This window comes from Serratia sp. CY37869 (assembly GCF_052168895.1).
Lineage (GTDB): Bacteria > Pseudomonadota > Gammaproteobacteria > Enterobacterales > Enterobacteriaceae > Serratia > Serratia ureilytica.
Genome location: NZ_JBJNLU010000003.1, coordinates 612,127 through 638,678, shown reverse-complemented (window position 1 = coordinate 638,678; position 26,552 = coordinate 612,127). Strand labels below are relative to the sequence as shown.

25 protein-coding genes are annotated in these 26,552 nt (G+C 61.7%); 14 read left to right on the top strand and 11 right to left on the bottom strand.

Going from position 1 to position 26,552, the window contains the following annotated elements:
• Positions 1-68: 68 nt before the first annotated feature.
• Genes malG through malE form a run of 3 tightly spaced genes read right to left on the bottom strand, consistent with a single transcriptional unit; the run spans position 69 to position 3,799 of the window.
• Positions 69-959, bottom strand: a complete 891-nt coding sequence (gene malG / locus ACJ8J1_RS18570; RefSeq protein ID WP_033644395.1) for a maltose ABC transporter permease MalG — start codon at positions 957-959, stop codon at positions 69-71.
• 11 nt (positions 960-970) lie between these two features.
• Positions 971-2,548 (bottom strand): maltose ABC transporter permease MalF, encoded by a 1,578-nt coding sequence (malF, locus tag ACJ8J1_RS18565; protein ID WP_033644396.1) that lies wholly within the window; start codon positions 2,546-2,548, stop codon positions 971-973.
• A 57-nt stretch (positions 2,549-2,605) separates the two neighbouring features.
• Complete coding sequence (malE, locus tag ACJ8J1_RS18560; RefSeq protein WP_033644397.1) at positions 2,606-3,799, bottom strand: maltose/maltodextrin ABC transporter substrate-binding protein MalE; 1,194 nt, start codon at positions 3,797-3,799, stop codon at positions 2,606-2,608.
• Positions 3,800-4,157: 358 nt separating this feature from the next.
• Between malE and ACJ8J1_RS18555 the strand changes: the two genes are divergently transcribed.
• The 4 genes from ACJ8J1_RS18555 (at position 4,158) to malM (ending at position 8,556) form a co-directional block, all read left to right on the top strand.
• A complete protein-coding gene (locus ACJ8J1_RS18555) occupies positions 4,158-5,129 on the top strand; it encodes an alpha-amylase family glycosyl hydrolase (RefSeq protein WP_033644904.1) in 972 nt (323 codons plus the stop codon).
• A complete protein-coding gene (malK, locus tag ACJ8J1_RS18550; protein ID WP_033639259.1) occupies positions 5,122-6,231 on the top strand; it encodes a maltose/maltodextrin ABC transporter ATP-binding protein MalK in 1,110 nt (369 codons plus the stop codon). Before ACJ8J1_RS18555 ends, malK begins: the two co-directional genes overlap by 8 nt.
• 32 nt (positions 6,232-6,263) lie before the next feature.
• The gene (locus ACJ8J1_RS18545; RefSeq protein WP_025304461.1) at positions 6,264-7,553 is read left to right on the top strand and encodes a maltoporin; all 1,290 of its coding nucleotides are present in this window, start codon (positions 6,264-6,266) and stop codon (positions 7,551-7,553) included.
• Between the two features lie 97 nt (positions 7,554-7,650).
• Positions 7,651-8,556 carry a maltose operon protein MalM gene (gene malM, locus ACJ8J1_RS18540; RefSeq protein WP_033644398.1) on the top strand — a complete coding sequence of 302 codons (906 nt, stop codon included), beginning with the start codon at positions 7,651-7,653 and terminating at the stop codon, positions 8,554-8,556.
• Positions 8,557-8,611: 55 nt separating this feature from the next.
• Here the strand turns inward: malM and ACJ8J1_RS18535 are convergent, their stop codons facing one another.
• From ACJ8J1_RS18535 to ACJ8J1_RS18525, 3 genes are read right to left on the bottom strand one after another with little or no spacing between them, the layout of a single operon-like run.
• Positions 8,612-9,595, bottom strand: a complete 984-nt coding sequence (locus ACJ8J1_RS18535) for a nucleoside hydrolase (RefSeq protein ID WP_033644400.1) — start codon at positions 9,593-9,595, stop codon at positions 8,612-8,614.
• A 21-nt stretch (positions 9,596-9,616) separates the two neighbouring features.
• Complete coding sequence (locus ACJ8J1_RS18530; protein WP_033644401.1) at positions 9,617-10,618, bottom strand: LacI family DNA-binding transcriptional regulator; 1,002 nt, start codon at positions 10,616-10,618, stop codon at positions 9,617-9,619.
• A gap of 24 nt (positions 10,619-10,642) precedes the next feature.
• Entirely contained in the window at positions 10,643-12,025 is a 1,383-nt protein-coding gene (locus ACJ8J1_RS18525) for an MFS transporter (protein WP_033644402.1), read from the bottom strand.
• A 392-nt stretch (positions 12,026-12,417) separates the two neighbouring features.
• Here ACJ8J1_RS18525 and ubiC point away from each other — a divergent pair, with 392 nt between their 5' ends.
• Together ubiC and ubiA are read left to right on the top strand one after the other, a co-directional pair.
• Positions 12,418-12,933, top strand: coding sequence for a chorismate lyase (ubiC, locus tag ACJ8J1_RS18520; protein ID WP_033644404.1), 516 nt, complete (start codon positions 12,418-12,420; stop codon positions 12,931-12,933).
• A 17-nt stretch (positions 12,934-12,950) separates the two neighbouring features.
• Positions 12,951-13,823, top strand: a complete 873-nt coding sequence (gene ubiA / locus ACJ8J1_RS18515; protein WP_025304455.1) for a 4-hydroxybenzoate octaprenyltransferase — start codon at positions 12,951-12,953, stop codon at positions 13,821-13,823.
• Positions 13,824-13,889: 66 nt separating this feature from the next.
• Here the strand turns inward: ubiA and plsB are convergent, their stop codons facing one another.
• Positions 13,890-16,355 carry a glycerol-3-phosphate 1-O-acyltransferase PlsB gene (gene plsB / locus ACJ8J1_RS18510; protein WP_033644405.1) on the bottom strand — a complete coding sequence of 822 codons (2,466 nt, stop codon included), beginning with the start codon at positions 16,353-16,355 and terminating at the stop codon, positions 13,890-13,892.
• Positions 16,356-16,503: 148 nt separating this feature from the next.
• On the opposite strand from plsB, the gene ACJ8J1_RS18505 reads away from it, so the two are divergent.
• From ACJ8J1_RS18505 to ACJ8J1_RS18490, 4 genes are all read left to right on the top strand, one after another.
• Positions 16,504-16,872, top strand: a complete 369-nt coding sequence (locus ACJ8J1_RS18505) for a diacylglycerol kinase (protein ID WP_015379225.1) — start codon at positions 16,504-16,506, stop codon at positions 16,870-16,872.
• A 102-nt stretch (positions 16,873-16,974) separates the two neighbouring features.
• On the top strand, positions 16,975-17,583 hold the full coding sequence (gene lexA / locus ACJ8J1_RS18500) for a transcriptional repressor LexA (RefSeq protein ID WP_025160136.1): 609 nt from the start codon (positions 16,975-16,977) through the stop codon (positions 17,581-17,583).
• 103 nt (positions 17,584-17,686) lie between these two features.
• Positions 17,687-19,024, top strand: a complete 1,338-nt coding sequence (dinF, locus tag ACJ8J1_RS18495; protein ID WP_033644406.1) for an MATE family efflux transporter DinF — start codon at positions 17,687-17,689, stop codon at positions 19,022-19,024.
• A 315-nt stretch (positions 19,025-19,339) separates the two neighbouring features.
• Positions 19,340-19,549, top strand: coding sequence for a CsbD family protein (locus ACJ8J1_RS18490; protein ID WP_004936743.1), 210 nt, complete (start codon positions 19,340-19,342; stop codon positions 19,547-19,549).
• A 102-nt stretch (positions 19,550-19,651) separates the two neighbouring features.
• Here the strand turns inward: ACJ8J1_RS18490 and zur are convergent, their stop codons facing one another.
• Complete coding sequence (gene zur / locus ACJ8J1_RS18485; RefSeq protein ID WP_015379223.1) at positions 19,652-20,164, bottom strand: zinc uptake transcriptional repressor Zur; 513 nt, start codon at positions 20,162-20,164, stop codon at positions 19,652-19,654.
• A gap of 245 nt (positions 20,165-20,409) precedes the next feature.
• On the opposite strand from zur, the gene ACJ8J1_RS18480 reads away from it, so the two are divergent.
• The gene (locus ACJ8J1_RS18480; protein ID WP_033644407.1) at positions 20,410-20,982 is read left to right on the top strand and encodes a sugar O-acetyltransferase; all 573 of its coding nucleotides are present in this window, start codon (positions 20,410-20,412) and stop codon (positions 20,980-20,982) included.
• Between the two features lie 4 nt (positions 20,983-20,986).
• Here the strand turns inward: ACJ8J1_RS18480 and ACJ8J1_RS18475 are convergent, their stop codons facing one another.
• A complete protein-coding gene (locus ACJ8J1_RS18475) occupies positions 20,987-21,532 on the bottom strand; it encodes an RNA polymerase sigma factor (RefSeq protein ID WP_033644408.1) in 546 nt (181 codons plus the stop codon).
• A gap of 18 nt (positions 21,533-21,550) precedes the next feature.
• The gene (locus ACJ8J1_RS18470) at positions 21,551-22,078 is read right to left on the bottom strand and encodes a tetratricopeptide repeat protein (protein WP_033644409.1); all 528 of its coding nucleotides are present in this window, start codon (positions 22,076-22,078) and stop codon (positions 21,551-21,553) included.
• A gap of 202 nt (positions 22,079-22,280) precedes the next feature.
• Here ACJ8J1_RS18470 and dusA point away from each other — a divergent pair, with 202 nt between their 5' ends.
• Entirely contained in the window at positions 22,281-23,291 is a 1,011-nt protein-coding gene (gene dusA, locus ACJ8J1_RS18465) for a tRNA dihydrouridine(20/20a) synthase DusA (RefSeq protein ID WP_033644410.1), read from the top strand.
• Between the two features lie 157 nt (positions 23,292-23,448).
• Positions 23,449-23,667 (top strand): envelope stress response protein PspG, encoded by a 219-nt coding sequence (pspG, locus tag ACJ8J1_RS18460; protein ID WP_033644411.1) that lies wholly within the window; start codon positions 23,449-23,451, stop codon positions 23,665-23,667.
• A 299-nt stretch (positions 23,668-23,966) separates the two neighbouring features.
• Here pspG and ACJ8J1_RS18455 read toward each other — a convergent pair whose 3' ends face one another.
• Positions 23,967-24,950 carry a quinone oxidoreductase gene (locus tag ACJ8J1_RS18455; protein ID WP_033644412.1) on the bottom strand — a complete coding sequence of 328 codons (984 nt, stop codon included), beginning with the start codon at positions 24,948-24,950 and terminating at the stop codon, positions 23,967-23,969.
• Positions 24,951-25,117: 167 nt separating this feature from the next.
• On the opposite strand from ACJ8J1_RS18455, the gene dnaB reads away from it, so the two are divergent.
• Positions 25,118-26,542 carry a replicative DNA helicase gene (dnaB, locus tag ACJ8J1_RS18450; RefSeq protein WP_025160134.1) on the top strand — a complete coding sequence of 475 codons (1,425 nt, stop codon included), beginning with the start codon at positions 25,118-25,120 and terminating at the stop codon, positions 26,540-26,542.
• Positions 26,543-26,552 lie beyond the last annotated feature (10 nt).

The following is a 26,552-nucleotide window of genomic DNA, read 5'->3' as shown; positions in this document are numbered from 1 at the left end:
AAAGGCCGCCAAAGACACAGGATTGCCGCTATCGCGGAAAAACATCAAACGCACTGCAGTGGCACAAATTACCCCTTCACGCCGCCGGCCGTCAGGCCGCCCACCAACCAGCGCTGCGCCAGCAGGAACACGGCGGTAATCGGTATCGCCGACAGCACCGCGGCGGCGGCGAAATCGCCCCACAGGTAGTTCTGCGGGTTGAGATATTGCTGCATGCCCACCGCCAGCGTGTAGCTGTTTACATCGCGCAGCAGCAGCGACGCCACCGGCACCTCGGTGATGGCGGCGATAAACGACAGAATGAACACCACCGCCAGAATCGGTACCGACAGCGGCAGGAGCACCAGCCGGAACGCCTGCCACGGCGTGGCGCCGTCCAGCGCCGCCGCCTCTTCCAGCGAATTGTCGATGGTTTCGAAATAGCCCTTGATGGTCCAGACATGCAGCGCGATGCCGCCCATATAGGCGAAGATCACGCCGCCGTGGGTGTTGAGGCCGATAAACGGAATGTACTGGCCCAGGCGATCGAACAAGGCGTACAGCGCCACCAGCGACAGCACCGCTGGAAACATCTGGAAGATCAGCATGCTTTTCAGCAGCGTGCTCTTGCCGCGAAAACGCATGCGGGCGAAGGCGTAGGCGCAGGTGGTGGACAGCGTCACGATGCCGATGGCGGTGATCGTCGCGATCTTGACTGAGTTCCACAGCCACAGCAGCACCGGGAACGGCGGCGGCGTCACGCTGCCGTCGGCGTGGGTGACGCTGAAGCCGAGCGCCAGCCGCCAGTGATCCCAGGAGAGGGTTTCCGGTATCAGGCTGCCGGTGGCGAAGTTGCCGGCGCGCAGCGAGATGGCCACCACCATCAGCAGCGGGAACATGATCAGGGCGATAAAGCACAGCATCAAAATGTGGGTCATCCACAGGCGCAGGCGCTGGGATTTGGGTTGAACCATGGCCATCGTTATTCTCCCTAATCGAAGTTCATCTTGCTGGCTTTCAAATTCAGGATCGCCAGCGCGCCCACCAACAGGAAGATCAGCGTGGCGATGGCGGCCGCCAGCCCGAAGTCTTGCCCGCCGCCGCCTTCGAAGGCGATGCGGTAGGTGTAGCTGACCAGCAGATCGGTATAGCCGGCCGGCGTGGTGGTGCCGATCATGTCCGGGCCGCCGTTGGTCAGCAGCTGGATCAGCACGAAGTTGTTAAAGTTGAAGGCGAAGCTGGCGATCATCAGCGGCGTCAGCGGCTTGATCAGCAGCGGGAAGGTGATGCGGAAGAAGTTTTGCCACGGGTTGGCGCCGTCCATCGCCGAGGCCTCGTACAGATCGTCCGGGATGGCCTTCAGCAGCCCCATGCACAGGATCATCATGTACGGGTAGCCGAGCCAGGTGTTGACGATCAGGATCATGCTCTTGGCGGTGAGCGGATCGCTGAACCAGGCCGGTTTGATGCCGAACAGGTGGCTGAGCATCATGTTGATCTCGCCGAAGCTCTGGTTGAACAAGCCTTTGAAGATCAGGATCGAGATGAACGACGGTACCGCATAGGGCAGGATCAGCAGCACGCGGTAGATAGCCTTGCCTTTCAGCGCCTCCCACTGCACCACGCAGGCAAGCACCATGCCGACCGCCACGGTAAGGATCACCGTCATCACCGAGAACACGAGGGTCCAGATGAAGATCGACACGAACGGTTTTTTGATGCCCTCGTCCTGCAGCACCCGCAGGAAGTTTTTCCAGCCGGTGGTGACGGTATAGCCTGGGCTCAGGGTTTCCTGCGCCCAGCCGCCGTCGGCGTTGATCGCCTGATAGAAGCCGATGTCGCCGTTCGGCCGGTAGCGCACCTGAGTCTGGTTATTGGTCAGCGTGCTGCCGTCTTTGTCCAGCGCATACAGCGGACGGGTGCCGGAGAACTGGCGCAGGGAGCTCATGCGCAATTCATCGCCGTCCGGCAGCTGCGCCACCAGTTGGCTCAGCGCCTGCCGGTTCTGGGTGATCACCCGCAGCGTGGCGGGTTCGCCCTGCGGCGCGGCGCTCTGGGCCGTCAATTTCAGGGGGAGCGGCGGCGTCGCGTCGAGGCGGAAAGGCCCGGAAATCAGCGGCTGTTCACTGTCCGGCGAGGTCAGCTGCAGGCGCCACCGCTGGTTTTCCGCCGGGTAGAGGCCGAAGGTGAACGTTTTGCCGCTTTGGAACTGACGCTGCATCAATACCGATTGCGCGCGCTCAAACGTCAGCTGGTTGGTGCTGCTGTAGTTGGTAAAGGCGATGGCGATGGTGCAGATCAGCGGGAACAGGACGAACAATCCCATGCCGGCGACGCCGGGATACACATAGCGCCAGGCGTAGGCGCGGCGGTTGGCGAAGACGTAAAGCCCGGCGCTGACCAGGATCAGCGTCAGGATGGCGAACAGGTATTCACCCTGTGCATACATCAACACAATCAGGTAGCAGGTCACCAGGCTGAACAGGCCGACCACCAGCCATTTCAGCGCGTCGCTTTGCCACCACTTCGATTTTTTACGCGCGGGCGTCCCGGCGTGAGCGAATTGCATAGGGCGTTCCTTTCTGTGAAGCAACGGCGGGGCGCCACGGCGCCCCGCACGACGACATTACTTGGTGATACGGGTCTGCACATCGTCCAACGCGGCTTTCACCGTTTGGCGGCCGCTGACGGCGTTGAGCACCGCGCTGCGTTCGGCGTACCAGAAAGCGCTCATCTGCGGAATGTTCGGCATGATCTCCCCGTTTTGCGAGTTCTGCATGGTGGCGGCGATCTTCGGATCTTTGGCCAGCGTTTCCTGATAGGACTTCAGCGCCACCGCGCCCAGCGGTTTGTCTTTGTTGACGTTCGCCAGCCCTTCGTTGGTCAGCAGATAGTTCTCGAGGAACTCGGTCGCCAGTTCTTTATTCGGGCTGGCGGCGTTGATGCCGGCGGTCAGTACGCCGACGAACGGTTTGGACGGTTTGCCTTTGAAGGTCGGTAGCAGCGTCACGCCGTAGTTGATTTTGCTCTGCTCGATGTTGTTCCAGGCCCACGGGCCGTTGATGGTCATCGCGGTCTGGCCTTTGTTGAACGCGGCTTCGGCGATCGAGTAATCGGTATCGGCGTTGATGTGTTTGTTTTTCACCAGATCGACGATGAACTGCAGGCCGGCCTGCGAACCGGCGTTGGCGACGCCGACATCCTTGATGTTGTATTTGCCGTTCTCATACTTGAAGGCATAACCGCCGTCGGCGGCGATGATAGGCCAGGTGAAGTAGGGTTCCTGCAGGTTCCACATGATGGCGCTTTTGCCGCTGGCGCGCAGCTGTTTGTCCAGCGCCGGGATCTCTTCCCAGGTCTTCGGCGGCTGTTTGACCAGGTCTTTATTGTAAATCAGCGACAGCGCTTCGACGGCGATCGGGTAGCCGATCAGCTTGCCGTCATAGCGCACGGCATCCCAGGTGAACGGGAACAGCTTGTCCTGGAAGGCTTTGGACGGGTGGACTTCGGCCAGCAGGCCGGACTGCGCATAGCCGCCGAAGCGATCGTGGGCCCAGAGGATGATGTCCGGGCCGTCGCCGGTGGCGGCCACCTGCGGGTATTTCTCTTCCAGCTTGTCGGGATGCTCGACGGTGACTTTGATGCCGGTGTCTTTTTCGAATTTCTTGCCGACTTCGGCCAGGCCGTTATAGCCCTTGTCGCCGTTGATCCAGATAACCAGTTTGCCTTCCTCTATCTTGGCGAAGGCGGAAGAAGAGAGCACCAGAGTAGCCAGTGCCGAGAGCGCCAGCGTACGGGCGAGGGTAATGCTGCGAGTCATAATCCAGTCCTTCTTTTTGTGGGCACATAAATCAAGGAGAGACGTTTCGCGATCATAGTGGGTCACAACGCGACATATTCTCATCCTCCCCCCCTCTACGCCCCTGAGATGAGGAGTGTGATCCAGTTAACGTTGCGCTCTATTCTGTGGCGTCAGGCACAAAATAGGGGGGCGATTTTTGCCGGCTTGATCACAGATTTGCCTTAAGCGCGGAACTTCTCATCGCCGCGGTCGTTCTCTCATCCTCCCGTCTCCTCCCCCATGAAAAATCCTGTTACGGATGATTACCCTTTCCGGCGACTCCCGCACTATCGGCCCATCGATTTTCAACGCCACGCGCAGCAGGGATACCGGATTTATGTCGTCAATGCCTATCGCCACTCAGCCCACCCTGTACCGGATCCATCCGGCCAGTTTCCGTGACGGAAACGGGGACGGCGTGGGCGACGCGCACGGCATGCTGGCGGCGCTGCCGTACCTGAAAGCGCTGTCGATCGACGGTCTGTTGCTGCCGCAGACGCTGGCGCCGGAGGCCGAAACGGCGGTGACGGGCGAAGGGCTGACGCTGTGGTACGCCGACGAAGCCCATCGCGTTCGTCATGCCGCCGACGTGCAGCGGTTCGCCCACGGCGCGCTGGCGCTCGACGTGATGCCGTTCAGCGCGGAAAAGCTGGTGGCGGTGCTGCACGCCCGCCGCGCCACGTTGGCGGACAGCCTGTGGAGCACCGGCGACGCCGATCAGCCTCGGGTGGTCAGCCGCTGGGGGCAGGGCGACCTGCGTTCCGGCGCCGCCTTTTTGACGCTGCTGGCGATGTTGCCGGCGCCGATCTGCCTGTACCAGGGCGAGGAGCTGGGGCTGCCGCACGCCGCCGGCCTGCAGGATCCGCGCGGCGCGCAAACGCCGATGCCGTGGCATGAAGCGCCCGAACAGGTCACCGCCGGCGAAGTCAGCTGGTATCAGCAGGTGGCGATCGAACACCGCGCGTTGGCCATCAGTCGCCAACAGCACGACAGCCACTCCACCTTGCGTTACTGCCAGACGCTGCTGGCCCTGCGCCGTTCGCCGCTTTTCCAGCGCGGCGAGCTGAGCGCGGTCAGCCAGCGCGATGGCGTGGTGCGCTTACTTATTACCCATCAGGATCAATGCCTTGAAGCGCTGATAAACCTGCAGCCTTATACTCAGGCGGCCGCGCCGTCTGAGGCGACCTTGCCGTTGGCATGGCAGCACGGCGCGCAGCAAGAGGGTCATCAATGGGTTTTGGCGGGCTTTGCCTCCGCCATTTTCACACGACATGTTAACTGCGAAAGCAGGGGAGTAACGCATGGCTAGCGTGACACTGCGCAGCGTTTATAAGGCCTTCGGTGAGGCCGTGATTTCCAAAGACGTCAATCTGACCATCGAAGACGGCGAGTTTGTGGTGTTTGTCGGGCCGTCGGGCTGCGGCAAATCGACGCTGCTGCGCATGATCGCCGGGCTGGAGGACATCACCTCCGGCGACCTGCTGATCGGCGAGAAACGCATGAATGAAGTGCCGCCTTCCGAGCGCGGCATCGGCATGGTGTTCCAGTCTTACGCGCTGTATCCGCACCTGTCGGTGGCGGACAACATGTCGTTCGGCCTGAAGCTGGCCGGCGCCAGGAAAGCGGAAATCAATCAACGGGTGAACCAGGTTTCCGAGGTGCTGCAGTTGGCGCACCTGCTCGATCGGCGGCCGAAGGCGCTGTCCGGCGGGCAGCGTCAGCGCGTGGCGATCGGCCGCACGCTGGTGGCCGAGCCGGACGTGTTCCTGCTCGACGAGCCGCTGTCCAACCTCGACGCCGCGCTGCGGGTGCAGATGCGCATCGAGATCTCCCGTCTGCACAAGCGCCTGCAGCGTACCATGATTTACGTCACCCACGATCAGGTCGAAGCGATGACGCTGGCCGACAAGATCGTGGTGCTCGACGCCGGTCGCGTGGCGCAGGTCGGCAAGCCGCTGGAGCTGTATCACTACCCGGCCAACCGCTTCGTCGCCGGGTTTATCGGCTCACCGAAGATGAACTTCCTGCCGGTCAAGGTCACCGCGGCGGAGCCGCGACAGGTGCAGGTCGAACTGCCCAACCGCCAGCTGGTCTGGCTGCCGGTGGAAGGCGCGGGCGTCCAACCCGGCGCCAACCTGTCATTGGGCATTCGCCCTGAACATCTGCTGCCCGGCGAAGCCTCTGAAGTGCGGCTTACCGGCGACGTGCAGGTGGTGGAGCAGCTCGGCAACGAGACGCAAATCCATATCCAAATCCCGGCCATCCGTCAAAACCTGGTGTACCGCCAGAATGACGTGGTGCTGGTAGAAGAAGGTGCCACATTCGCCATCGGCCTGCCGCCTCACCGCTGCCACCTGTTCCGTGAAGACGGTACGGCATGTAAACGGCTGCACCAGGAGCCGGGCGTTTAAAGCATCAAAGTCGGTATAACAGGAGAATAATGATGACTACTCTGCGCAAACTTCCTCTGGCACTGGCTGTCGCCGCCGGTGTTCTCTCTACTCAGGCGCTGGCCGTGGATTTCCACGGTTACGCCCGTTCCGGCATCGGTTGGACCGGCAGCGGCGGTGAGCAACAGTGCTTCAAGGCCACCGGCGCCGCGAGCAAATACCGTCTCGGCAACGAGTGCGAAACCTACGCCGAACTGAAACTGGGGCAGGAAGTGTGGAAAGAGGGCGACAAGAGCTTCTATTTCGACACCAACCTGGCCTACTCGGTCTCGCAGCGTTCTGACTGGGAAGACGTGACCCCGGGCTTCCGCGAAGTGAACGTGCAGGGTAAAAACCTGATCGAGTGGCTGCCGGGCTCCACGCTGTGGGCCGGTAAGCGTTTCTATCAGCGTCATGACGTTCACATGATCGACTTCTACTACTGGGATATCTCCGGCCCGGGCGCCGGTCTGGAAAACATCGATCTGGGCTTCGGCAAGCTGTCCGCCGCCGTGACCCGCAACTCGGAATCCGGCGGCTCTTACGGCTACCTGGATAACGAATGGAAACAGCGTCCGACCGTCAACGATACCTTCGACGTGCGCTTGGCCGGGCTGGAGCTGAACCCGGGCGGCACCCTGGAGCTGGGCGTGGACTACGGCCGAGCCAATGCGCAGGATAACTACCGCCTGGCCGACGGCGCCAGCAAAGACGGCTGGATGTTCACCGCCGAACACACGCAAAGCATCCTGAACGGTTACAACAAATTCGTGCTGCAGTACGCCACCGACTCGATGACCTCGCAGAACAACGGCCGCAACGAAGGCGCCACCATCGATAACAACGGCAAGATGATCCGCGTGCTGGATCACGGCGCCATCGACTTCAACGATCAGTGGGCGCTGATGTACGTCGCCATGTTCCAGGACATTGACCGCGACAACAACAACGGCACCACCTGGTACACCGTGGGCGTGCGCCCGATGTACAAATGGACGCCGATCATGAGCACCCTGCTGGAAGCCGGCTACGACAACGTCAAATCTCAGCGCACCGGCGATCGCAACGGCCAGTATAAAGTGACCCTGGCGCAGCAATGGCAGGCGGGCAACAGCATTTGGTCGCGTCCGGCCATCCGCCTGTTCGCCACCTACGCCAAGTGGGACGAGAAGTGGGGCTACGCCACCGGCGATGACACCGGGTATAACGCCGGCACCGCTTACAACGACACCAGCATGCATACCTTCAGCCGCGGCAAGGATGACGAAGTCACCTTCGGCGCCCAGATGGAAATTTGGTGGTAACGACAGGACGGGGAGGGCCGCCGGCTCTCCCCCAACCGCATTCGCCGCGGCCCGATCTCTTGCCTGATCCGCCGCGGTGCTGAAAGAGGATATAACGATGAAAAAGAATCTGCTGTCACTCTGCCTGTCGCTGGCGCTGACCGTCGGCGCGCCTTTGGCGGCCAACGCCGATACGCCGGCCAACGTTTCCGTCGCCCCGGCCATCAGCGCCGCCACGCTGCAAAGCCTGCCGTGGCAGCCGCTGCAACCGCCGGTGTCGCAAGAAGTGAAGCTCGACGCCGTTAGCCCGCAGCTCAATCAGGGCGACATTCAGGGGGCGATCGCCGCCTATACGCTGCCGGCCGATCGCGGTTCGCTGGAAGTGACGCTGAGCAGCCTCGCCAAGAACAATTCGCTGTACGCGCCGAGCGTGCTGGTGCTGGACGAGCATCTGCGCCCGGCGGCGTATTACCCGAGCAGCTATTTCCCTTACCAGCCGCCGGGGGCGATGTCCTCCGATCGCCTCGAAGGCACGTTGAAACTGACGCCGGCGCTCGGTCAAAAACAGATTTACCTGCTGGTGTACACCACCCGTCAGGATTTGGCGAAAACCACGCAGCTGACTAACCCGGCCAAGGCCTACGCACAGGGCGTGGGCAACGCAGTGCCGGATATCCCGGATCCGATCGCCGGCCACGCGACGACCGGCACGCTGAAGCTCAAGGTGACCGCGGAACAGGGCACCGGCAACGTGATGATCGGCATGCTGCAGCCTGCGCCGACCGTGGCGCCGGTGGTGGTGGGATCAACCGCACCGGCCACCGTGGCGGCGCCTGCACCGACGCCGGAGAAACCGGCGGAGCCGATGCTCAACGATACCGAAAGCTACTTCAATAACGGCATCAAGCAGGCGGTGAAGGCGGGCGATATCGACAAGGCGCTGAAACTGATGAATGAGGCCGAGAAACTGGGCTCGACCACTGCGCGTAAAACGTTTATCAGCAGCGTAAAAGGCAAGGGGTAACACCCGACGCTGCCGATGCTGGCTCGATGATTGGTGCGCCTTGGCGCACCTTTTTTCATCCGCGGGCCAGCGTTGCGCCGATCAATGCCAGCAGACGGGCGTTATCGACCTGCTGCATGATGCGCACCGGCTTGCCCTGCGGCGGCGGCATGCCGACCGTCAGGCGCAGGCTGTCCGGCCGCCAACGGCGTGAGCTGCCGCGCGTCAGCGCCCCTTCCAGCGCCACATCCACATGGAACATCTCGGTCGTGACCAGCTGCGGTGCCAGCAGCCAGGCGATCACCAGCGCATCATGGATCCAGCAGCCCGGCAGGCGCCGCGTATGGCGCGAATAATCGATCCACGGCTGCGTGGTGGCGCGCAAATAGCGGCACAGCGGCGTATCCGGCTGCGTCAGTGCGGCCAGATCCGCCTGGGTCAGCATGGTCTGGGTGGTGACGTCCAGCGGCGCCAGCGTGATAGCGGCGCCGCTGTTCAGCACCAGCCGCGCAGCTTCCGGATCCAGGCCGAAATTGGTGTCCTTGATGTATCCCTCGACGTTGAACACGCCGCCCATGATCACGATCTCTTTCACCGCCTGCGCCATCTGCGGGTACAGCTGCATGGCGTGCGCAACGTTGGTCAGCGGGCCGATCGCCGCCAGCGTTATCTCGCCGGGATGGCGGCAGATCAGCTCGCCGATGGCGATGGCGGCGTCCGGTGCGGGCGCGTTGGCGAGTGAGGGCGCGGGCAAGTCGCGCCACAGCGCTGCCAGCTTCGGATCGGCGATCGGGCGGTCCAGATGCGCGCGCCATGGCTCCGGCGGCTCGATCAGGGCGCGCGCCGCGCCGAGGGCGACCGGCACCTGGTAGCCGCTTTGCGCCAGCAGCTCGCTGGCGACGGCGAAGCCCACTTCGCGCGGGGTGTTGCCGGCCACGATGCTGATCAGTTCCAGCTGCAGCTGCGGTTTGGCCGCCAGCGCCAGGGCCAGCGCCAGGCCGTCGTCGACGTTGGCACCGGGAACGCCGTTGCCGGGATCGCAATCAATGATCAAACGCATAGAAGGTGTCCTGAAAAACCGCTAACAGCCGCACGAGCGGCGGATGCGCAGTTGAAAAGCGAATTCATGCAGCTCGGCGGGCGCGGCGCCGGCGGCCAGCATGGCGATGGCCCGCTTGGCCATGGCGTCGATAGGCTGCTCGACCGCGCTGAGCGGCGGCACGCTGAATTCGGATTGCTGCGTGCCGTTAAAACAGATCAGCGCCAGATCGTCCGGCGCGCGCAACCCATGCTCCGCCAGCGCCGACAGGCAGCCGAGCGCCTGCTGCTCGTTGGAGGTGAAAACGGCGCGCGGGCGCGGGCCTTGCACCATGCGCTGGGTGGCCTGGTAGCCGCCCTGGCGGGTGTAAGGCGCCTCGAAAATCCACTCGTCGCGCGGCGCAATGCCCGCCTCCAGCAGCGCATCGCGCCAACCGTTCAGGCGATCCTGCGCGTTGAGCATGGTTAGCGGACCGATAAAAATGCCGATGTCGCGATAGCCGTGCTGCAGCAGATGGCGGGTCGCCTGGCAGGCGGCGTCGCGCTCGTCGACGCGGATGGCGCAGACGCCGGCCTGGCTGTCGATAGTGTCTATCATCACGCAGGGCGTGCCGGAGGCGCGGATCAGCTCGAACCACGGATGGCGATCGACGCTGGTGTACAGCAGGCCGTCGACCTGGCGACGCAGCAGGTTATTGATCAGCTCATACTCGCGCTGCCGGTCATCGCCGGCGTCGCCCAGCAGCAGCACGCGGCCGCGGCTGAAGGCCTCCTGCTGTAGCGCCCGCGCCAGCGTGGCGAAGAACGGGTTGGAAATATCCGGCACCACCAGCCCGTAGGTTTGCGTGCTGCCGGAGGCCAATGCCCGCGCGATGTCGTTCGGCCGGTAGCCGGTCTGCTCGATCGCCGCCAGCACGCGCAGCCGGGTGGCTTCCGCCACCGGGCGCGGGCCGTTGTTGATCACATAGCTGACCACGGCGACGGAGGTGCCCGCTACGCGGGCCACGTCGGCGCGGGTAACGCGTCGCGCGGAGTGATTATCCAAATTGAGGTCCTGTTCGCCTTCTCGCTACGCGGCATCCTGCGGCAGGTTGAGATCGCGGCCGCGGGTTTCGGGAGCAAAGAAGGTGGTGATTAAGCCGATGGCCGCCATTACAACAAAATAGCAGGCGACAGGCCACCAGTGACCGAAACCGGACAGCAGCGCGGTGGCGATCAGCGGCGCGGTGCCGCCCGAGAGGATCGAACCGAGCTCTTTGGCGAACGCCATCTTGGAGTAGCGATTCTTCACGCCGAACAGTTCGACGCCGTAGGCCGCCTGAACGCCGAAGATCCCCAGCGACGCGATGCACATGCCGACCACGATCACCGAGATGACGATAGCCGGTTCACGGCTGTCGAGCAGCCAGAACGCCGGGAAGGCATACAGCACCAGCAGCAGGCAGAACCAGCGGTAGGTGATGCGGCGGCCGAAGCGATCGGACAGCCAGCCGGCCAGCGGGATCACTAGGAACCCGCACAGCGAGGCGATCAACACCGCCAACGCCGGCACCGATTTATCGACCATCAGCACCTTGGCGACATAGCCGACGATAAAGCCCTGGCACAGGTAGGAAGGGCCGTTTTCGCCGATGCGCAGGCCGAGCATCACCCAGAACGCTTTGGTACGTTGCAGGTAGCTGCGCGTATCCGGCGCGGCCTGGGCGGCGTCCAGCATGCGCTGGTGGTTTTGCTGCAGCTCGCGTTCGAACACCGGCGTTTCCCGCACGTGGCGGCGCAGGTACAGCGCCACCCCGGCGATCAGAATGCTGGCGAGGAACGGAATGCGCCAGCCCCAGCTCATCAGGTCTTCCTTGTCCAGCTGCAGCACCAGCAGCCATACCAGCGACGCCAGCAGGGTGCCGCTGTTGGAGCCGATGGCGATGATCGACGCCACCAGCCCGCGCCGCTTGGCCGGCGCGTATTCCGCCAGCATCACCGCGCCGCCGGACAGCTCCGCACCGGCGCCGAACCCCTGCGCGAAGCGCAGGATCACCAGGCAGGCGGGCGCCCAGACGCCGATTTGCGCATAGGACGGGATCAGGCCGATCAGCGTGGTGGAGAGGCCCATCAGCGCCACGGTGGTGATCAGCACCACGCGGCGGCCTTTGCGGTCGCCGATCCAGCCGAACACCAGCGCGCCGATCGGCCGCGCGACGAAGCCGACGGAGTAGGTGGCGAAACTGGCCAGCAGCGCCACCAGCGGCGTGGCTTCCGGGAAGAACACGTCGCCGAACACCATGCCGGCCGCCAGGCCGTACAGCGCGAAGTCGACGTATTCCATGGCGGTGCCGAGCCAGCAGGAGAAGGTGGCGCGCCAAAATTGGCTGCGCCCCTCTTTGGTCGCCAGGCGTTCATCGGCCGCCAGCGCGGTGTCGGCGGTCTGTGAAGGGGCAAGCGTTGTTTCGCTCATGGCAGTGCTATCCTCTTTTGTTCTGCGCCTGGAGGGGCGCGGTTAAAGATGGTTTCCCTGGTGCCGGCAACAAAGGTGTGCCGACAAATCATGTCGGACGCATGGCGATTCAACGCTGCTGTATCAGGGTATCTACGCGCGTAGATAACACAACGCGAGGAAGCTGAAACTTTGCGGGCGATCACAGAATCGTCAGCGCGCCGGGAAATGAAGATAGAGAATGCGGATGGCAAAAAGATGACAGAACCCCGGTTTTTCCGGCCGATAGGCCTGCCGTTTTCGCCACGAATCAGCCTGCCGCTTTCGCATTTCTGCGCTACAATGGGGGCCTGTTAACAGTTTGTATCGTCTGGCGCGCCGTACCGGCTGCGGTTCAGGCGAGGAGTAAAGCAATGTCTGGCATCAGGGATTCCATCCTGCCGCCGCTGGAGTGGTTATCCGAACAGGATCCTCCGGCGCCCGCCGTCGTCAGCGACTGGCTGATGGAGTTAGGCTCCATGACCCGCCGATTTGAACGCCATTGCGCCCAGGTGCGCGTTGAACCGCAGCGCGAATGCTTCGTCACGCGCGAGGCGCTGGGCGACGAGGCGAACCACCTGCCCGACAGCCCGCGCTACTGGCTGCGCGAAGTGGTGCTGCTGGGCGACGACCAGCCCTGGCTGCTGGGGCGCACGGTGATCCCGGAACATACGCTGACCGGCCCCGATCAGGCGTTGGTGGATCTGGGGACGCTGCCGCTCGGGCGCTATCTGTTCAGCAGCGGCGATCTGACCCGCGACTATATCCATATCGGCCGGCAGGACGCGCTGTGGGCGCGTCGTTCACGGCTGCGGCTGGCGGGCAAGCCGCTGCTGCTGACCGAACTGTTTTTACCGGCTTCGCCGCTGTATTCAGCGGTTCCCGCATAAGAGAGGAGAGCAAGACGTTGGAGGGAAGCGTGACTCAAAGTAAATGGCGGGCTTACAGCCATTTGATGCGCATTGATAAACCGATCGGCACGCTGTTGCTGCTGTGGCCGACGCTGTGGGCGCTGTGGCTGGCCGGGAAAGGCGTGCCGCCGCTGTCGATTCTGGTGGTGTTCGTGCTCGGCGTGTTCCTGATGCGCGCCGCCGGCTGCGTGGTGAATGATTACGCCGATCGCGCGGTGGACGGCTACGTAAAGCGCACCGCCGGGCGGCCGATGCCGAGCGGCCGGGTGAGCGCGAAAGAGGCCAAGGTGCTGTTCGTGGTGCTGGTGCTGATCTCGTTCTGCCTGGTGTTGACGCTGAATGCGATGACCATCTGGCTGTCGCTGGCGGCGCTGGCGCTGGCCTGGGTATATCCTTTTATGAAGCGGGTGACCAACCTGCCGCAGTTCGTGCTGGGCGCCGCGTTCGGCTGGGGCATTCCGATGGGCTATGCGGCGGTCAGCGAATCGCTGCCGCTCAGCTGCTGGCTGCTGCTGCTGGCGAACATCTGCTGGACGGTGGCCTATGACACGCTGTATGCGATGGTCGATCGCGACGATGATCTGAAAATAGGCATCAAGTCCACCGCTATCCTGTTCGGGCGTTATGACAAGCTGATCGTCGGGCTGTTGCAGTTCGCGACGCTGCTGCTGCTGGTGTGGGTCGGTTATCTGGCGCAGCTCGGCGGGGCGTTTTACTGGTCGCTGTTGCTGGCGGGCGCGCTGTTCATTCACCAGCAGAAGCAGATCGCCGGGCGCGAGCGCGAGGCCTGTTTCAAGGCCTTCCTGCAGAACAATTATGTCGGGCTGGTGGTGTTTATCGGCATCGCGCTCAGCTATCTGCCGGCGTAACGGTTTCCTGCAGCAAGAAAAAAGGCACCCCTCGGGGTGCCTTTTGTGTTTCCGCGCCGGGCGAAATCACTCGTCTTTCTCTTCTTGCGCATCGGTTTGCGGCAGAGCGTTGGTCTCTTCCGGCATGTTGACGCTTTCGATGGTCAGCTTGATTTCCGGCGTGATCAGATCGCTCAGCATGTTGTACACCTCGAGGGTGTGCTCGCGGATCGCATCGCCGCTGTCGTTGATGTAGCCTTCTTCGCGCAGCGTCGCCACCAGGGTGGAGAATACCGCCTTGTCGAAGAACTCCGGCGCGTTGATGCCGTGCAGCACCGACAGACGCTGTGCCATGATGCGGCTCTCTTTCTCCAGCGCGCCGCGGTTGATGCTCGGGTTGGCGCTGAGGATCGACATAGTGATGGCGTAGCGTTGCAGGGTTTCGCGCACCCCGGCGGCCAGCAGCTGCAGCGGGCGAATGCGCGCCGGGTTCAGCACCAGCTCGTCGCCTTTGTCGCAGATCAGCTGTTGGCGGATCAGCTCGTCGATCATCGGCCGCAGCACGTCCGGCAGCTGCTCCTTGTCGTTATGCAGGAACAGCTCGGCTTTCAGCATCGGGTAAATCATGCCAATCTGGCGCAGCAGTTCGGCGCGCGATACCCGGCGATGATGCATGACGATGCTGGCGATCAGCGACGGCAACACCAGCAGGTGGTGGATGTTGTTGCGGTAATAGGTCATCAGCACCGCCTGCTCGCGCGGCAGAATGATGATGTCGCCGATGTTGTCCTTTTCCACCTCGAACTTGTTCATGTTCAGCGCGTGATCCAGCAGCTCGTCCGGCGTCTGCGTCGGTACGGTGACGTCATGCGCGTAAGGCGCGTTGCGCATCAGCTGCAGGTAGCACTCGAGCTGCTCGAGCAATTGTTCGCGGGTCAGCGAACGCTGGCGCGAGGCCAGCAGCGCGGTGGAACATAGGTTCATGGCGTTGGCCGCGGCGGCATTGTTAATGCGCACCATGATCTGGCCGGCGAGATCGTTGACCGTCGGCGTCAGCCAGCTTGGGCGCTGAGCTTCGATCGGATCGATCGACTCGCGCCACTGCGGCACGTGCTGGTTGAGGTAAGCGGTCAACGGCAGCGGTTCGCCGAAGTTGACGTAACCCTGGCCCAGATTGCGCAGTTTGCGCAGGCCGCGCAGCATCTGCAACAGGCTCTCTTTTTCCTTGGTGGCGCCGCGCAGCTCTTTGGCGTAGGTGCCCACTTCCATCACATGCTCGTAGCCGATGTAGATCGGCACCAGCGTGATCGGACGGGCGCCGCCGCGCAGCATCGCCTGGATGGTCATCGACAGGGTGCCGGTTTTCGGTTCCAGCAGACGCCCGGTGCGGGAGCGGCCGCCTTCCACGAAGTATTCCACCGAGTAACCGCGGGTGAACAGCTCGCCGAGGTATTCGCGGAACACCGTCGAGTAAAGCTTGTTGCCCTTGAAGGTGCGGCGGATGAAGAACGCGCCCAGGCGACGGAAGATCGGGCCGGCCGGCCAGAAGTTGAGGTTGATGCCCGCGGCGATGTGCGGCGGCACCAGGCCCTGGTGATACAGCACGTAGGACAGCAGCAGATAGTCCATGTGGCTGCGGTGGCAGGGCACGTAGACGATCTCGTGGCCGTCCTGCGCCAGCTGGCGCACGCGCTCGGCGTTGGTGACGTTGATGCCCTGATACAGCCGGTTCCAGGTCCAGCTCAGCACGCGATCGGACAGACGCACGGTTTCGTAGGAGAAGTCGGCGGCGATCTCTTCCATCAACGCGATGGCGTTCTGCTGGGCCTTCTCGTGAGAGATCTTTTTGCTGCGCGCTTCGTCCTCGACCGCTTTTTCGATCGCTTTGGACGCCAACAGCTTGTTGAACAGATCCTGACGGGCCGGCAGGCTTGGGCCTACAGCGGCCAGGCGCTGACGCGAGAAGTGCATGCGCGCCACGCGCGCCAGTTTCTGCGCGATGGTTTTATCCGTGCCGTGTTCGGTGGCCATGCGGCGCAGCGAAACGGTGTTGGAGAAGCGCACGAAGCTGTCGCGGCCGAGCCACAGCACGGCGAAGAATTTTTGCACGCCGTTCAACAGACGCAGGTGCGGCGTGCCGTGGCCTTCGCGGCCCGGCGAGCGGCCGAACATGACCGAAACCGGCAGCATCTGAATGTCGAGATCCGGATTGCTGCGATGCAGATCCAGGTAGTCGTGGAACAGCTTTACCGACTCTTCTTTCGGGGTGTAGTAGCGGAACACGCGCGGGCCGTCGTGAATGAACACGTAGCTCGGCAGCACGGTGCCGTCGATCTCCAGCGCGTTGAGCGGATCGGGCAGATCCTGCGCCAGGCACTGGGTGCGCAGCGTCAGCAAATCCGCCTTGGAATTGTAAGGTAAAACATACAAAATCGGCCGTGAGGGATCCAACCCTAGCTCGGTAACCGGATCTGAAGGGATGACCTTACTTCTTACCAACAATTTAAGTGGTAAATTCAATATTTTATAATAAATTTTACGCCAACCTGACATAACAACGTGAAGCCTCTTGTTAGCAATGCGCCGCAAGCATACCAGAAACCGGGTAGCAGATCTGTGGTGTTCGAAAACCGAGAGCCGTCAGCGCGGACTGTTCTAGACTCTTTTTATTATGACCGACCTCTGAGAAAGGCACGAAAACATGGCAAACCAAGCAACCGGATTGACCCGCATCATCAAGGCCGCCGGCTATTCTTATAAAGGGCTTTCCGCCGCCTGGCAACACGAGGCGGCGTTCCGCCAGGAACTGGTGGTGACCCTCCTGGCTATCATACTGGCTGTCTGGCTGGACGTGGGTGCGATAGCGCGCATTTTATTGATCGGATCGGTGGCGCTGGTGATGATCGTCGAGATCCTGAACAGCGCGATCGAGGCGGTGGTGGATCGCATCGGCAGCGAACACCATGAGCTGTCCGGGCGGGCCAAGGACATGGGATCGGCGGCGGTGTCGCTGGCGATCGTACTCGCGCTGTTCGTTTGGGGCACGGTCTTGTGGCAGCATTTTGGCTGACGCAAAGCGCCTACTGACTGATTTTTATTTATTCTTCGGTTCCCAATCCGCGCTTACCTGTATATACTCACAGCAAGACTGTATAAACAAACAGGGGGCGGAATGAAAGCACTAACTACCAGACAGCAAGAGGTCTACGATCTGATTCGCGATCATATTTCGCAAACGGGCATGCCGCCGACGCGTGCCGAGATCGCGATGCGTCTGGGGTTCCGTTCGCCTAACGCCGCCGAAGAGCACCTGAAGGCGCTGGCACGCAAAGGCGTGATCGAAATCGTCTCCGGCGCGTCGCGCGGTATCCGCCTGCTGATGGAAGAAGAAGAAGGGCTGCCGCTGATCGGCCGCGTCGCCGCCGGCGAGCCGCTGCTGGCGCAGCAGCACATCGAAGGGCACTACCAGGTGGATCCATCCCTGTTCAAACCGAGCGCCGATTTCCTGTTGCGGGTGAACGGCATGTCGATGCGCGACATCGGCATTCTGGACGGCGATCTGCTGGCGGTGCACAAAACACAAGACGTGCGCAACGGCCAGGTCGTGGTCGCGCGCATCGAAGACGAAGTGACGGTCAAACGCTTGAAAAAGCACGGCAACGTGGTTGAACTGCTGCCGGAGAACAACGAATTCCAACCGATCGTGGTCGATCTGCGCCAGCAGAATTTCACGATCGAAGGGCTGGCGGTCGGCGTGATCCGCAACGGCGACTGGATTTAATCGCCGCGCCATCACCGTCGCTCCCTGTATCAATCGCCCCTGTTTTGGGGCGTTTTTGTTTCTGACTTCGCACTTCGTCACTCTGTCACAGGAACATCCCATCATGCGCCTGATTTCCGCCTTCACCAGCGACACCGATAAAGCCCTGTGGCGCCTCGCCCTGCCGATGATTTTCTCCAATATCACCGTGCCGCTGCTCGGGCTGGTGGACACCGCGGTGATCGGCCACCTCGACAGCCCGATCTATTTGGGTGGCGTGGCGATCGGCGCGGTGGCGACCAGCTTCCTGTTCATGCTGCTGCTGTTCCTGCGCATGAGCACCACCGGCCTCGCGGCGCAGGCGCTGGGAGCGAAGAACCCGCAGGCGCTGGCGCGCGCCTTTATGCAACCGCTGCTGCTGGCGTTGTTGGCCGGGGGGGCGATCGTCCTGTTGCGCTACCCGCTTATTGAACTTGCGCTGCGGATCGTCGGCGGCGATGGCGAGGTGCTGGAGCAGGCGCGGCGTTTTCTTGAGATCCGCTGGTTGAGTGCGCCAGCGGCGCTGGCCAACCTGGTGCTGCTGGGCTGGCTGCTCGGCGTGCAGTACGTGCGTGCGCCGGTGATCCTGCTGATCGTCGGCAACCTGCTGAACATCGTGCTGGATATTTGGCTGGTGATGGGCCTGGGTTGGAACGTGCGAGGGGCGGCGGCGGCCACCGCCATCGCCGAATATGCCACGCTATTGCTCGGCCTGTGGCTGGCGTGGCGGGTGATGCGTCTGCGTGGTATTACCCTGGCGATGTTGCGTCAGGCCTGGCGTGGCGATCTGCGTCGCCTGCTGGCGCTCAATCGCGACATCATGTTGCGTTCATTGCTGCTGCAGCTGTGCTTTGCGTCGCTGACCATTTTCGGCGCTCGCCTGGGGAGCGATGTGGTGGCGGTTAACGCGGTGTTGATGAACCTGCTGACGTTTACCGCCTATGCGCTCGACGGCTTCGCTTATGCGGTGGAGGCCCATTCCGGCCACGCCTACGGCGCTCGGGACGGCAGCCAACTGCGTAAGGTGTGGCACGCGGCCTGCAGGCAGGCGGGGCTGGTCGCGTTGGCCTTCGGCCTGGCGTATGCCGTTACCGGCCAGCAGATCGTGGCGGCGTTGACCTCCCTACCGGAGCTGCGCGCGTTGGCCGCCCACTATTTACCGTGGCAGGTCATTTTGCCGCTGGTCGGGGTGTGGTGCTATTTGCTGGATGGCATGTTTATCGGCGCCACGCGGGGCGCTGAGATGCGTAACAGCATGGCGGTGGCCGCGGCAGGGTACGGTCTGACGCTGTTCAGTGTGCCGTTGCTTGGCAACCACGGGCTTTGGCTGGCGCTGGCGGTGTTTCTGACGTTGCGTGGCGTGGCATTGGGCTGGATTTGGCACCGCCACCAGGTGCGCGGCAGTTGGTTTACTGCACATTAAACTGGACGTTTTGTTGGATTAATGGTTAGTTTTTCTTATGATTTCGGTCATGTTTGCTTACATGTTTTCAGCCTTGGTTTGTTCGCGTTAGTTCGTTGTTTGTTGGCGTTTTTTGTTTTTATTTTGTTTGTTAGTGGTTTTTTATTCTGTGTTTTTGCTTTTTTATTTCCATTTTTAACTAGAATGAATCATGTGGCTGGTAAATGAAGGGGAGCGGTGCTTCTTAAGGTGAAGGAAGCATCGGCCAGAAAAATTTCTGGTTAACCCCGGCCGGCAACAGGGATCACTGATTCACCACAGGTTAACGGAGAGACTATGAATAAAGATCAAGCCGACGGTAACTGGAAGCAGCTGAAAGGCAAAGTGAAAGAGAAATGGGGCAAGCTGACCGATGACGATCTGACGGTCATCGAAGGGAAACGCGAACAGCTGGTCGGCAAAATTCAGGAGCGCTACGGTTACCAGAAAGAGGCGGCCGAAAAAGAGGTGAAGGCCTGGGAAGATCACACCAAACACCGCTGGTAACACGCAGGGCCGCCACTGACGGCGGCCGGCAACAGCGCAGGCCGGCGTCGCTCCATCCTCTGGCGCCCCGGCCGCAGGTACAGGGAAGTACCTGACTTCGTCTTACTTCTTCTTGATGGCGATGCTGTGATCGTGTTCGGCGCAGTCATGCTTGCTGTCACAAGCTTCAACTTCAACGCAACCGGCGCACAGACCGTGCGCTTCCACCACGCTGTGCCGCAGTGCAAATCCGGCTTCCTGTGCCAGCTTCTGCAGCGTTTCCTCCACGCCTTCGGTGGTGCGTTCGGTCACCTGGCCGCAGCGGTCGCAGATAAACAGCGCGGACGTATGCATCGGCTGTTCGAAATGGTGGCACAGCACGTAGCTGTTGGCCGATTCCACTCTATGGATAAACCCTTGCTCCAGCAGAAAATCCAGCGCGCGGTATACCGTCGGCGGCTTGGCCTGCGGTTCGGCGACGCGCAGCAGATCGAGCAGGTCATATGCGCTGATTGCACCGGGTTGCTGAGTCATCAGACGCAGCACTTCCAGCCGTTGCGGCGTCAATCGCACATTGCGTTGCTGGCAGAGGCGTTCAGCCTGCGCCAGCAGCTTTTCCTGGGTGGTTGAGTTCATCGCAAATATCCCGGTACGTAAAAAAGCCGATTTTACCATGATTACGGCGAATCGCCGAGAGTTGCCCCCTTTTCCCCTGATGATAGCGCAGGGAAAGTCGCGCCGATCGCGCTAAAAGAGAGATGCGTCACAACTTTTCCCCGCCGTCGGGCGGCAAATCAACGTTGCCGGTTTTAGCGCTGGAGAGAGGGAGACGAGAGCGGTATAACGCCTTTCACCCGCGTGATGAGCAGGAGTCCTGTGTGATGACGGAAAGAGAGAAGCTGTTAAGCGGCCTGGAGTACAACAGCCGCGATGAAGAACTGATCGCCCTGTACCATCGGGCGAGGGCGTTGAGCAAAAGCTTGGGGGCGCTGGACTCGCATCAGGCGGACGAGAAAAACCGCCTGCTCGGCGAGCTGTTCGGCGCCTGGGGGGAAGCGAGCTGGATTGAAACGCCATTCTGGTGCGACTACGGGCAGCATGTCCGCATCGGTAAAAACTGTTTTATCAACGTCAACGCGGTGTTCCTCGACTGCAATACCATCACCATCGGCGACAACACGCTGATCGGCCCCAACGTGCAAATCTATACGCCGAGCCACCCGCTGAAGGCCGCAGAGCGCTTCACCGGCGATCCGGATTTCCCTTTCCGCACCTCGGCGCAGCCGGTGTCCATCGGCAACAACGTCTGGATCGGCGGCAACGTAGTGATCCTGCCGGGAGTGACTATCGGCGACGGCACCACCATCGGCGCGGGCAGCATCGTCACCGGCGACATCCCGGCCAACGTGCTGGCGCTGGGGCAGCCATGCCGGGTTATCCGCTCGTTGGAATAGGGCGTTATCGACGAGCAGGAGGCAAGGGGGCGGGATGGCGCTCTTTGCGGTGCGGGCCGTCGTTTGCCAACGGGCGGTCATCGGCCAATGCCAGGCGTGCGGCCGCCAAACGGCTCATGACGGTGCCGATCGGCACCGCCAGCACTTTTGCGGCTTCCCGGTAAGACAGCCCTTCGACATACACCAGAAACAGCGCGTTGCGCTGGGCCGTCGGCAGCCGGCTGACGCGCCGCATCACTTCATGGAGCCAGACCGGCTGTTCGCCGTTGTCCGCATCGCCCAGCTCTTCCGCCGCCATGCAGCCTTGCCCCTGGCGAAGATGTTGGGCGCGAACTTCATTGAGCCAAATGGAGTGCAAGATGGAAAACAGCCAGCGATCCAGGTGTGAACCGGGGGTGAATTGCGCGGCGCGCTCCAGAGCACGCAGGCAGGTGGCCTGCACCAGATCGTCGGCGACATCCCGCCGGTGCGAAAGCACCAGCGCATAGCGCCACAGGCGGGAGAGATAGTGGCCGAGTTCATCGCGTATCGCATCGCCGCTGATAGTCACCTCCGCAGGCGCGTCGGATCACGATTCCGGGTGGCGGTCGATGGCCGCCGCCAAATCGCGGTACTCCTCGCACCCGGTGCCGCACAGCGACTGGATCACCTGCAGCTGTTGGCGAGCCAGATCGGGTCGGCCTTTCAGCATATAGGCTTCCCCCAGGTACTCGCGCACTTTGGGGTATTTCGGATCGAGGGCTACTGATTTTAAATAATAGCCGATCCCTTCATCGGTGCGGCCAAGTTTGCGCGTGGCGTAGCCACGATAGTTCAGCGCAACGGCGGTGTTGGGATTTTTCAACGTATTGAGCATATCGAGCGCTTCCTGATAACGGCCGCTTTTCGCCAGTGCATAGGCGTAGTTAGTGCGGTCGGCGTCGTCGACCTTGCCGCTTTTATCTACCATGCAAGTCTGAGTTTTGCTGTCGTAGACCTGGCCTTTCGGACAGGTTGGCGGGGTTTGGCCGCTGCCATCGCCGCCCAGCGCCGCGCCGGACAACAGCAGGCAGCCGGCAATGGCCGATGCCAGCAGGCGTTTAATGAAGCTGTTCATGGTTATGTCCTCAAGGCAGAGGCGCCGTGCGCGCCCGTAATGAGATAACACCTGAACGAGCGGGTTTATTCGCCTTGTCTCCGCTTATTTTTGCCGGCGGCAAGCGGGTTTTCCCAACGGCGCCGATTGTCGTTATAATAGCCGTTTGCGGCCGCGCGCCGTTCGTTGAACCCAGACAGACTCAGGTAGCCAGTAACTCAGCATGACGAAAGACAACCACGCCCCAACCTACGCCGCCAATCGTTTCTCCATCGCGCCGATGCTCGACTGGACCGATCGTCATTGCCGTTACTTCCACCGCCTGCTGACCAAGGAAACGCTGCTGTACACCGAGATGGTGACCACCGGCGCGATCATCCACGGCAAGGGCGACTATCTGGCCTACAGCGAAGAAGAGCATCCGGTGGCGCTGCAGCTGGGCGGCAGCGATCCGGCCGCGCTGGCGCATTGCGCCAAGCTGGCGGAGCAGCGCGGTTACGATGAGATTAACCTCAACGTCGGCTGCCCGTCCGATCGGGTGCAAAACGGCATGTTCGGCGCCTGTCTGATGGGCCAGGCGGCGCTGGTCGCCGATTGCATCAAGGCGATGCGCGACGTGGTGTCGATCCCGGTGACGGTGAAGACCCGCATCGGCATCGACGATCAGGACAGCTACGCCTTCCTGTGTGACTTTATCGAGACCGTCGCCGGGCGCGGCGAGTGCGACATGTTCACCATCCACGCGCGCAAGGCCTGGCTCTCCGGCCTCAGCCCGAAAGAAAACCGCGAAGTGCCGCCGCTGGACTATCCGCGCGTCTATCAGCTGAAGCGGGATTTCCCGGCGTTGACCATCGCCATTAACGGCGGGGTGAAAACGCTGGAAGAGGCGCGGCAGCACCTGCAGCACTTGGACGGCGTGATGATGGGGCGCGAGGCGTATCAGAATCCGGGTATCCTGGCGCGGGTCGACAGCGAACTGTTCGGCGCGCAGACTGCGGTGCCGGACAGCGTGGCGATCGTCGAAGCGCTGTATCCGTATATCGAGCGCGAGCTGTCTAACGGCACCTATCTTGGCCACATTACTCGCCATATTCTCGGTCTGTTCCAGGGCGTGCCGGGCGCGCGCCAGTGGCGTCGCCATCTGAGCGAGAACGCCCACAAGCCGGGCGCCGATGCGCGGGTGGTGGAGCAGGCGCTGGCGCTGGTGCGTCAGCCGCGTGTGGAAATGGCGTAACCCACAAAAAATTTGACCAACAGTTAGTCTTTTTCACCAGGCATTCGGCGCGTTGCCGGATGCCTGCCCCATCTTTTCAATAGGTTAGCCCTTCCGCCATTCTGGCACGCTTCTTGTAATTCCCTCAGCAGATACGTTGTATTGCAAAGGAGCAATCATGTTGGAAATCTTCTTTCTCATTGGTTTTGTGGTGATGCTGATGGTGACCGGCATCTCGCTGCTGGGGATCTTCGCTGCGCTGTTGGTGGCGGCGGCATTCATGCTGTTGGGCGGGCTGTTCGCGGTGGTCATTAAGCTGCTGCCGTGGCTGATTTTGGCGGTGGTTGGGGTATGGATTTACCGTTCAATGCAGAAACCCCAGATCCGGCGTTACTGATTTTTTGCTGAATAATCAGACAGTCACACTGAAACTTGCACAATTTCCCGCACCGCGAATGCGGCAGCGATCACAGCTTGGCAGTTTTCCCCGGCGATGTGGCACATAAAGCGTGTTTTTTGCCGGACGGGGCTGTTAGGATGTGGGTCGATGCAGTGATGCGACCGATTTCATCACCGTGAGGGACACCTAAAACTCGTGTTGCTAAAGCAACCCCTGTCTCTGGCGGACTCTGCTCTACCCCTACAAAACGCAGTAACAGAAAGGGCTCCGCAAGGAGCCCTTTTCTTTGGCCGCGATCAGGGGATCAGCAGGCTGGAACCGCTGGTGCTGCGGCTTTCCAGCACCTGGTGCGCACGCTGGGCGTCGGCCAGCGCGAATTTCTGCTCGTCTCTCACCTCCACCCGAATGGCGCCGCTGCCGATCAGCGAGAACAGCTCGTTGCTGGCGTACTGCAGCTCGGCGCGGTTGGTGATGTAGCCGTTGAGGGAAGGGCGGGTGACGTACAGCGAGCCCTTCTGATTCAGCAGCGCCAGATCGACGCCGGTCACCGGGCCGGACGCGTTGCCGAAGCTGACCATCAGGCCGCGCCGCTTCAGGCTGTTGAGCGAGGCCTGCCAGGTGCTTTGCCCCACCGAATCGTACACCACGCCGACCTTCTCGCCGTGCGTCAGCTCGGCCACCCGCTGGGCGATATCCTCTTTATGGTAGTTGATGGTGGCCCAGGCGCCGGCCTGCTTCGCCAGCGCCGCCTTCTCGTCGGAACCGACGCTGCCGATCAGGCGCGCGCCCAGCGCTTTGGCCCACTGACAGGCGATCAGCCCGACGCCGCCGGCGGCGGCATGGAACAAAAATACTTCACCCGGCTGCACTTCGTGGGTCTGGCGCAGCAGATAGTGCACCGTCAGCCCTTTCAGGAAAGAAGCGGCGCCTTGCTCAAAGCTCAGGTTGTGCGGCAGCAGCGCCACTTTCTCTTCCGGCACGTTGTGGATCTCGCTGTAGGCGCCGAGCGACGACTGCGCATACACCACCCGGTCGCCCGGTTTGATCGCGCTGACCCCGGCGCCGACCTTGACCACCACGCCGGCCGCTTCGGTGCCGAGGCCGCTCGGCAGGCTGGCCGGCGCGTACAGCCCGCTGCGCACATAGGTGTCGATGTAGTTGATGCCGATCGCCTTGTTCTCGATCTGCACTTCACCGGCAGCCGGATCGAGCGGTGTAAAATCAACGTATTGCAAGACTTCCGGTCCGCCGACGGCGGAGAATTGAATGCGCTTGGCCATAGGGTTACCTCGTTGGAGTGTCTGATTTCACCCTATTCTTTTTATTATCGGAGATCCAGTTCGCCCGTGCGGGGTTCAATACCTTTTTTGCATCGGTTATGACGCAAAAATCACGTATACTCTCGCGTCAGGATCCTTCATTCGCAACCGGATAAAGACTACGTTTCATGGCAGGAAAAAAACCAACCAACAAAACAAACGCGGACGAAACCAGAGAGCGTTCCAGAGATCGTCAGATGGAAGGGCTGAAGATGCCGCCGCACTCGCTGGAGGCCGAGCAGTCGGTGTTGGGCGGTTTGATGCTGGATAACGAGCGTTGGGACAACGTGGCGGAACGCGTGGTCGCCAACGACTTCTTCAGCCGCCCGCATCGCCTGATCTTTACCGAGATGCAGCGTCTGCTGGAGATGAGCAAGCCTATCGACCTCATCACCCTGTCCGAATCGCTCGAACAGAAGGGCGAACTGGACTCGGTGGGGGGCTTCGCCTACCTGGCCGAGCTGTCGAAAAACACCCCGAGCGCCGCCAACATCGGCGCCTACGCCGACATCGTACGCGAGCGCGCGGTGGTGCGCGAAATGATCTCGGTGGCTAACGAAATCGCCGACGCCGGCTACGATCCGCAGGGGCGCAGCAGCGAAGACCTGCTCGATCTGGCGGAATCCCGCGTATTCCAAATCGCCGAGAACCGCGCCAGTAAAGACGAGGGCCCGAAGGGCATCGAACGCATCCTGGAAGACACCGTCTCGCGCATCGAACAGCTGTATCAGCAGCCGCATGACGGCGTGACCGGGGTCGATACCGGCTATCAGGACCTCAACAAGAAAACCGCGGGCATGCAAAAGTCCGATCTGATCATCGTCGCCGCCCGTCCATCGATGGGGAAAACCACCTTCGCCATGAACCTGTGCGAAAACGCCGCGATGACCCAGGAGAAACCGGTGCTGATCTTCAGCCTGGAGATGCCCGGCGAGCAGATCATGATGCGTATGCTGGCGTCACTGTCGCGCGTGGATCAGACGCGCATCCGTACCGGCCAGCTCGACGACGAGGACTGGGCGCGCATTTCCAGCACCATGGGCATCCTGCTGGAGAAGCGCAACATGTACATCGACGACTCCTCCGGCCTGACGCCGACCGAGGTGCGCTCGCGCGCGCGGCGCATTTTCCGTGAGCACGACGGGCTTAGCCTGATCATGATCGACTACCTGCAGCTGATGCGCGTGCCGGCCTTGTCCGACAACCGTACGCTGGAGATCGCCGAGATTTCGCGCTCGCTGAAGGCGCTGGCGAAAGAGCTGCAGGTGCCGGTGGTGGCGCTGTCGCAGCTGAACCGAAGCCTGGAGCAGCGCGCCGACAAACGCCCGGTCAACTCCGACCTGCGTGAATCCGGCTCCATCGAGCAGGACGCCGACCTGATTATGTTCATCTATCGTGATGAGGTGTATCACGAGAACAGCGATCTGAAAGGGATCGCGGAAATTATTATCGGTAAGCAGCGTAACGGCCCAATCGGCACCGTGCGCCTTACCTTTAACGGCCAGTGGTCGCGTTTCGATAACTACGCGGGGCCACAATACGATGACGAATAATCAGCTAAGG

Coding starts and splice junctions, on each gene's coding strand:
- malG (WP_033644395.1), bottom strand. CDS start 959: ATGGCCATGGTTCAACCCAAATCCCAGCGCCTGCGCCTGTGGATGACC.
- malF (WP_033644396.1), bottom strand. CDS start 2,548: ATGCAATTCGCTCACGCCGGGACGCCCGCGCGTAAAAAATCGAAGTGG.
- malE (WP_033644397.1), bottom strand. CDS start 3,799: ATGACTCGCAGCATTACCCTCGCCCGTACGCTGGCGCTCTCGGCACTG.
- ACJ8J1_RS18555 (WP_033644904.1), top strand. CDS start 4,158: ATGTCGTCAATGCCTATCGCCACTCAGCCCACCCTGTACCGGATCCAT.
- malK (WP_033639259.1), top strand. CDS start 5,122: ATGGCTAGCGTGACACTGCGCAGCGTTTATAAGGCCTTCGGTGAGGCC.
- ACJ8J1_RS18545 (WP_025304461.1), top strand. CDS start 6,264: ATGACTACTCTGCGCAAACTTCCTCTGGCACTGGCTGTCGCCGCCGGT.
- malM (WP_033644398.1), top strand. CDS start 7,651: ATGAAAAAGAATCTGCTGTCACTCTGCCTGTCGCTGGCGCTGACCGTC.
- ACJ8J1_RS18535 (WP_033644400.1), bottom strand. CDS start 9,595: ATGCGTTTGATCATTGATTGCGATCCCGGCAACGGCGTTCCCGGTGCC.
- ACJ8J1_RS18525 (WP_033644402.1), bottom strand. CDS start 12,025: ATGAGCGAAACAACGCTTGCCCCTTCACAGACCGCCGACACCGCGCTG.
- ubiC (WP_033644404.1), top strand. CDS start 12,418: ATGTCTGGCATCAGGGATTCCATCCTGCCGCCGCTGGAGTGGTTATCC.
- plsB (WP_033644405.1), bottom strand. CDS start 16,355: ATGTCAGGTTGGCGTAAAATTTATTATAAAATATTGAATTTACCACTT.
- ACJ8J1_RS18505 (WP_015379225.1), top strand. CDS start 16,504: ATGGCAAACCAAGCAACCGGATTGACCCGCATCATCAAGGCCGCCGGC.
- lexA (WP_025160136.1), top strand. CDS start 16,975: ATGAAAGCACTAACTACCAGACAGCAAGAGGTCTACGATCTGATTCGC.
- dinF (WP_033644406.1), top strand. CDS start 17,687: ATGCGCCTGATTTCCGCCTTCACCAGCGACACCGATAAAGCCCTGTGG.
- ACJ8J1_RS18490 (WP_004936743.1), top strand. CDS start 19,340: ATGAATAAAGATCAAGCCGACGGTAACTGGAAGCAGCTGAAAGGCAAA.
- zur (WP_015379223.1), bottom strand. CDS start 20,164: ATGAACTCAACCACCCAGGAAAAGCTGCTGGCGCAGGCTGAACGCCTC.
- ACJ8J1_RS18480 (WP_033644407.1), top strand. CDS start 20,410: ATGACGGAAAGAGAGAAGCTGTTAAGCGGCCTGGAGTACAACAGCCGC.
- ACJ8J1_RS18470 (WP_033644409.1), bottom strand. CDS start 22,078: ATGAACAGCTTCATTAAACGCCTGCTGGCATCGGCCATTGCCGGCTGC.
- dusA (WP_033644410.1), top strand. CDS start 22,281: ATGACGAAAGACAACCACGCCCCAACCTACGCCGCCAATCGTTTCTCC.
- pspG (WP_033644411.1), top strand. CDS start 23,449: ATGTTGGAAATCTTCTTTCTCATTGGTTTTGTGGTGATGCTGATGGTG.
- ACJ8J1_RS18455 (WP_033644412.1), bottom strand. CDS start 24,950: ATGGCCAAGCGCATTCAATTCTCCGCCGTCGGCGGACCGGAAGTCTTG.
- dnaB (WP_025160134.1), top strand. CDS start 25,118: ATGGCAGGAAAAAAACCAACCAACAAAACAAACGCGGACGAAACCAGA.